Source organism: Actinomyces dentalis DSM 19115, from assembly GCF_000429225.1.
GTDB classification, from domain to species: domain Bacteria; phylum Actinomycetota; class Actinomycetes; order Actinomycetales; family Actinomycetaceae; genus Actinomyces; species Actinomyces dentalis.
In genome coordinates, this window is the sequence record NZ_KE386865.1 from 96,635 (window position 1) to 102,984 (window position 6,350).

General features: G+C 71.3%; 4 protein-coding genes and 1 rRNA gene. All 5 read left to right on the top strand.

Going from position 1 to position 6,350, the window contains the following annotated elements:
• Nucleotides 1–213 precede the first annotated feature (213 nt).
• Nucleotides 214–519, top strand: a complete 306-nt coding sequence (gatC, locus tag G446_RS0114225; RefSeq protein ID WP_026410626.1) for an Asp-tRNA(Asn)/Glu-tRNA(Gln) amidotransferase subunit GatC — start codon at nucleotides 214–216, stop codon at nucleotides 517–519.
• A complete protein-coding gene (gene gatA, locus G446_RS18300) occupies nucleotides 516–2,084 on the top strand; it encodes an Asp-tRNA(Asn)/Glu-tRNA(Gln) amidotransferase subunit GatA (RefSeq protein WP_051286045.1) in 1,569 nt (522 codons plus the stop codon). The genes gatC and gatA overlap by 4 nt, the downstream gene beginning before the upstream one ends.
• Before the next feature lies 1 nt (nucleotide 2,085).
• Nucleotides 2,086–3,582 carry an Asp-tRNA(Asn)/Glu-tRNA(Gln) amidotransferase subunit GatB gene (gatB, locus tag G446_RS0114235; protein ID WP_026410627.1) on the top strand — a complete coding sequence of 499 codons (1,497 nt, stop codon included), beginning with the start codon at nucleotides 2,086–2,088 and terminating at the stop codon, nucleotides 3,580–3,582.
• Between the two features lie 176 nt (nucleotides 3,583–3,758).
• Nucleotides 3,759–5,144: an NAD-dependent malic enzyme gene (locus G446_RS0114240; RefSeq protein WP_026410628.1), complete on the top strand. Its 1,386-nt coding sequence runs from the start codon at nucleotides 3,759–3,761 to the stop codon at nucleotides 5,142–5,144.
• A 1,066-nt stretch (nucleotides 5,145–6,210) separates the two neighbouring features.
• Nucleotides 6,211–6,350, top strand: a 16S ribosomal RNA gene (locus tag G446_RS0114245); the annotation flags it as partial.

Sequence of the window (6,350 nt, forward strand, 5' to 3'; positions counted from 1 at the left end):
CAGGTCCCGGCCGGGCTGACCGGGACGCCAACTGAGGACTCTCGCGGCAAGCGCGGAGCATCCATGGCCCATCACAGTCGGGTATCGGTCGAAAGTCAATGAACTGACGAGGCGATGGGGCTGTGAGATCGTCCATGCGCCCGCCGCGGCGCCGCGGACCGCCGGTTCGGGCGGCGGCTGGACCGGTCGCGCGGCGCGGTTAGACTCGGATCCATGTCTGCCATCTCCTCCGCCGAGGTCGCCCGTGTCGCGGCCCTCGCCCGCGTGGCCCTGACGCCCGAGGAGGTGACGCGCCTGGCCGGTGAGCTCGACGCCGTCGCCTCCTCCTTCGCCCGGGTCACGAGCGTGGTCACCCCCGATCTGCCCGCCACCTCGCACCCGGTCCCCCTGACCAATGTGCTGCGCGAGGACGTGCCCGGGCCGACGCTCGACGTCGATGAGCTCCTGGCCGGCGCGCCGGCCAGCCGGGACTCCATGTTCCTCGTGCCCCGGATCCTCGGAGAGGACTCCGCCTCATGACCGCCACCTCCCTCATCCGGGCCACCGCCGCCGAGCAGGCGGCCGCCCTGGCCGCCGGCGAGGTCTCCTCCCGCGAGCTGACCCGGGCGCACCTGGATCGCATTGCGGCGGTCGACGGCGTCCTGGGCGCCTTCCTCGACGTCGACGCCGCCAGGGCCCTGGCCGACGCCGACGCCGCCGACGCCGCCCGCGCCGCCGGGCGGGCGACCAGTGAGCTGACCGGCGTGCCGGTGGCCGTCAAGGACCTCATCGTCACCCGCGGCCAGGTCACCACCGCCGCCTCGAAGATCCTGGCCGGCTGGGTGCCCCCCTACGACGCGACCCTGGTGACCAACCTGCGCGCGGCCCGCCTGCCGATCCTGGGCAAGACCAACCTCGACGAGTTCGCCATGGGCGGGTCCACCGAGCACTCGGCCTTCGGGCGCACCGCCAATCCCTGGGACACGGGCCGGATCCCCGGCGGCTCCTCGGGGGGCTCGGCGGCCGCCGTCGGCTCCTTCGAGGCGCCGGTGGCCGTGGGCACGGACACGGGCGGCTCGATCCGCCAGCCCGCCGCCGTCACCGGCACGGTGGGCGTCAAGCCCACCTACGGCACGGTCTCGCGCTTCGGCGTCATCGCCATGGCCTCCTCCCTGGACACCCCCGGCCCCATGGCCCGCACGGTGCTGGACGCGGCCCTGCTCCACGACGTCATCGCCTCCCACGACCCGCTGGACTCGACCTCCCTGGCCGACGCGCCGCGCGGCATGGCCGCCGTCGTGCGGGCCGCCCGGCGGGGGCGGGACCTGAGCGGCCTGCGGGTCGGCGTCATCGCCGAGCTCGACGGCGGCGAGGGCTACCACGAGGGCGTCATGGACTCCTTCCACGCGGCCCTGGGGCTGCTCGAGGCGGCGGGCGCGGTCGTCGAGACCGTCTCCCTGCCCCACCTGGAGTACGCCCTGGACGCCTACTACCTCATCATGCCCGCGGAGGCCTCCTCCAACCTGGCCCGCTACGACGGCATGCGCTACGGCCTGCGGGTCGAGCCCGAGACCGGGCCCGTCACCGCCGAGACCGTCATGGCGGCCACCCGCGGGGCCGGCTTCGGCGACGAGGTCAAGCGCCGCATCATCCTGGGAACGCACGTGCTGAGCGCCGGCTACTACGACGCCTACTACGGCTCGGCCCAGAAGGTGCGCACCCTGGTGCAGCGCGACTTCGCCGCCGCCTGGGAGGGCGCCGACGTCCTCGTCTCGCCCACCGCCCCGATCACGGCCTACCGCTTCGGGGAGAAGGACGACCCGCTGGCCATGTACAAGCTGGACGTGACCACCATTCCGGCGAACCTGGCCGGCATCCCGGCCATGAGCCTGCCCTCGGGGCTGAGCGACGACGGCCTGCCGGTCGGCTTCCAGGTCCTGGCCCCCCAGCGGGCCGACGACCGCCTCTACCGCGCCGGCGCGGTGCTCGAGGCCGCGCTGGAGGAGAGCTGGGGAGGGCGCCTGCTCGATCGGGCCCCCGCCCTGGAGGAGTCGGCGACCGCCGTCGTGCGCGACGGGGCCCGGCGCAATGAGAAGGAGGCCTGAGATGGCTGACGAGCTGATGGACTACGACGAGGCCGTGCGCCGCTACGACCCGGTCGTCGGCCTGGAGGTGCACGTCGAGCTGAGCACCGCGACCAAGATGTTCGACGCCGCCCCCAACGCCTTCGGGGGCGAGCCGAACTCGCGGGTGACCCCCACGAGCGTGGGCCTGCCCGGGTCACTGCCGGTGGTCAATGCCAGGGGCGTGGAGTACGCCATCCGCATCGGCCTGGCCCTGGGGTGCGAGATCGCGCAGTCGTGCCGCTTCGCGCGCAAGAATTACTTCTACCCGGACCTGGCCAAGGACTTCCAGACCTCCCAGTCCGACGAGCCCATCGCCTTCGACGGCGCCGTCGAGGTCGAGCTGGAGGACGGCTCCTTCTTCACCGTGCCCATCGAGCGCGCGCACATGGAGGAGGACGCCGGGAAGAACACGCACGTCGGCGGCGCCGACGGCCGCATCGAGGGCGCCGACCACTCGCTGGTGGACTACAACCGCGCGGGCGTGCCCCTGGTGGAGATCGTCTCGCGCCCCATCGAGGGCGCGGGGGAGCGGGCCCCCGAGGTCGCCGCGGCCTACGTGCGCACCCTGCGCGACGTCTTCCGGGCGCTGGGCGTCTCCGAGGCCCGCATGGAGCGCGGCAATGTGCGCGCCGACGTCAACGTCTCCCTGCGCGAGAGCCCCGACGCGCCGCTGGGCACCCGCACGGAGACCAAGAACGTCAACACCTTCCGCGGGATCGACGCCGTCGTCCGCTACGAGATCCGCCGCCAGGCCGCGATCCTGGCGGCGGGCGGCGAGGTGCTCCAGGAGACCCGCCACGGCCAGGCGGACGGCACCACCCGCGCCGGGCGCGTCAAGTCCGACGCCGACGACTACCGCTACTTCCCCGAGCCGGACCTGGTGCCGGTGGCGCCCGCCCGCGAGTGGGTCGAGCAGATCCGCGCGGCCCTGCCCGAGCTCCCGGCGGCCCGGCGCCGCCGTCTCAAGGCCGAGTGGGGCCTGGCCGACGACGAGATGCGCGACGTGGTCAACGCCGGGGCCCTGGACCTCATCGAGGCCACCGCGGCGGCCGGCGCGAGCGGTCAGGCCGCCCGCAAGTGGTGGATGGGCGAGCTGGCCCGGGCCGCCAAGGACCGCGGGATTGCCCTGGAGGAGCTGGCGGTGTCCCCGGCGCAGGTCGCCCAGCTGCAGGGCCTGGTCGACTCCGGGCGCCTGACCGACAAGCTGGCCCGCCAGGTGCTCGAGGGCGTCCTGGCCGGGGAGGGCGACCCGGGCGCCGTCGTCGAGGCCCGCGGGCTCGAGGTCGTCTCGGACGAGACGGCGCTGCTGGCCGCCGTCGACGAGGCCCTGGCCGCCCAGCCCGACGTCGCCGAGAAGATCCGCGGCGGCAAGGTCAAGGCCGCCGGCGCCATCGTCGGCGCGGTCATGAGGGCGACTCGCGGCCGGGCCGACGCCAGGCGCGTGCGCGAGATCGTCATGGAGCGCGTCGCCCGGTAGGCGGCGGTGTCCGCGCGCGGAATGTCCGCGCCCCTCCGGGGGCGGCGGTGTCTCGCTCGGCGGAATTCGCAAATTCGATATCGGGGACGGCCCGGGCCTCCACTAGGCTCGAAGCGATTTACGAGAACTCGCGTCCGGCGCGGACCGCGCGCCGGACGCCCGATGGAGGAACATTCATGGTTCAGCCAAGCCCCAGCTACACCGTCGCCCTGCGCCTGGAGGTCCCCGCCTCCCAGAAGGCGGTGGCCACCCTCGTCGACACGACGGCGGCCACCGGCGCCATCGTCAACGGTGTGGACGTCGCCGACGCCGACGGGAACCGGCTCATCGTCGACCTGACGGCCGACACCCGCGACTCCGCCCACCGCGCCGAGCTGGTCAGGGCGATCGGGGCGATCGAGGGCGTCACGGTCAATAACGTCGGCGACTCGACCTTCCTGGCCCACGTGGGCGGCAAGATCGCGATCACCTCGAAGTACCCGATCCACAACCGCCGCGACCTGGCCCGGGTCTACACCCCCGGCGTGGCCCGCGTGTGCAAGGCCATCTACGACCACCCCGAGCGCGCCCGCCAGCTGACCATCAAGAAGAACACGGTCGCCGTCGTCACCGACGGCACGGCCGTGCTGGGCCTGGGCGACATCGGCCCGTCGGCCGCCATGCCGGTCATGGAGGGCAAGGCCGTCCTGTTCAAGCAGTTCGGCAACGTCGACGCCTGGCCGGTGGCCCTGGACACCAAGGACCCCGAGGAGATCATCGCCATCGTCAAGGCGATCGCCCCGGCCTACGGCGGCATCAACCTGGAGGACATCGCGGCGCCCAAGTGCTTCGACATCGAGGCGCGCCTGCGCGAGGAGCTCGACATCCCGGTCTTCCACGACGACCAGCACGGCACGGCGATCGTCACCCTGGCCGCCCTCATCAACGCCCTCAAGATCGTGGGCAAGAGGATCGAGGACGTGCGCATCGTCCTGTCCGGCGTGGGCGCCGCGGGCAGCGCGATCGCCAAGCTGCTCATGGCCCACGGGGCCACCGACATCGTCGGCTACGGGCGCACCGGGGCGCTCGACGGCGCCCACACCGAGGGCATGAACGAGCACCGCAAGTGGCTGGCGGAGAACACCAACCCCCGGCACGTCACCGGGGACCTCAAGGAGGGGCTGGTCGGCGCGGACGTGCTCATCGGCGTGTCCTCGGGGAACCTCCTCAAGCCCGAGGACCTCAAGGTCATGAACGACGGCGCCATCGTCTTCGCCATGGCCAACCCGACGCCGGAGGTCGACCCGATCGGCGCCGCGGACCACGCCGCGGTCGTGGCGACGGGGCGCTCGGACTTCCCCAACCAGATCAACAACGTGCTGGCCTTCCCGGGCCTGTTCCGCGGCCTGCTCGACACCGGCATCACGAACATCTCCACCGAGCTGCTGCGCGCCGCCGCCACCGGCATCGCCGGGGTCATCTCCGACGACGAGCTCAGCCCGGTCTTCATCATCCCCGGGGCCTTCGACACCCGCGTGGCCGAGTCCGTGGCCTCCGCGGTGCGGCGCTTCGCCGAGTCCTGATCGACTTCCCGGGGTGCGGCGGGGGGCGCGGGCGGACTCGCCCGCGCCCCCGCCGCACCCCGGGGAACCGGTTACCGCGCCGCGCGCTCGATACGTCCCGGGGAGGCCCGGACCGCGCGGATCGCCCCGGCGCTCGGAGCAGCGTTTTGTGTCCTGGATCATGCGGCTTCCGGCTTGACTCACCGGGGCAAGACCGGTCTAAACTAACCCCCGCTGCGTCGAGCACGCTCGGTTCCGACCGGGTTGAGTGCTGGGCGGGTTCCGCCTCGCGGAGGCCACCAATGTGACTGGGATCTAAGATCCCGAGGTTGACTGCGGTGAATCGCTTCCCATATGATGGCGGATGTCGCTCGCCGGAGCGAAGGGGGTCGAGAGGCCTTCCGAACAGCGGCTGGGTGTGTTGTTTGAGATCTCGATAGTGTGTCATGTTTTGTGTTCGTGGTTTTGGCGGAGGGGTTGGGGTTTCTCTCTTTTTTTGGGGGGTTGTTCTGGCTTGTCCGTCGTGTTTTCTCGGGCTTCTGGGGTTTTCTGTGTTTCTCGTTCGTTCTGCTCCATGTGTTGGGGTGGGGGGCGGGTTGCGGGGGGTTCCGGGGTTCGGGGTTTGGTGCGCCCGGGTGTCTTGCTTCCTTTTCGTGGGGGGCGGGTCGGTGGCTTGCTTCCTTTTCGTGGGGGTGGGCTTGGGGTGCGCCTGCGCGCGCCCGGTTCCTGAGTTGTCCGGTTCTGGCTGTGGTCGGGGTCGGTGGTCGGGTTCGGGGTGTGCGCGTCGCCCGGCTTCCTGCTGTGTTGTGGTGGGGGTCGGGTTGTGCCCGGTTTCCTGTTCGTGTTCGCGGTGTTGTTGTCGTGTTCGCGGGGGGTTTTCGGGTGTTGTTTTTTCCGTCCGGTGCTTCTCGTGTCTTCTGGTTCTGCGGTGCTTGGTCCTTTGTTGGGTTGTGGTTTCCGCGGGGTTGGGGGGTTGTGGGGGGTGTCGGGTTGGGTTGGGGTTGTTTTTTCTCCGGCTTCTGTTGTACTGGCCCGGGCTTGTTTCCGGTTTCCTTCGTGGGGGCTGGTTTGGGTTTGGGTTGGGTTTTGTTTGGAGAGTTTGATCCTGGCTCAGGACGAACGCTGGCGGCGTGCTTAACACATGCAAGTCGAACGGGCCCGCCCCTGTTTTTGGGGGTGGGTTGAGTGGCGAACGGGTGAGTATCACGTGAGTAACCTGCCCCCTGC

Coding starts and splice junctions, on each gene's coding strand:
- gatA (WP_051286045.1), top strand. CDS start 516: ATGACCGCCACCTCCCTCATCCGGGCCACCGCCGCCGAGCAGGCGGCC.
- gatC (WP_026410626.1), top strand. CDS start 214: ATGTCTGCCATCTCCTCCGCCGAGGTCGCCCGTGTCGCGGCCCTCGCC.
- gatB (WP_026410627.1), top strand. CDS start 2,086: ATGGCTGACGAGCTGATGGACTACGACGAGGCCGTGCGCCGCTACGAC.
- G446_RS0114240 (WP_026410628.1), top strand. CDS start 3,759: ATGGTTCAGCCAAGCCCCAGCTACACCGTCGCCCTGCGCCTGGAGGTC.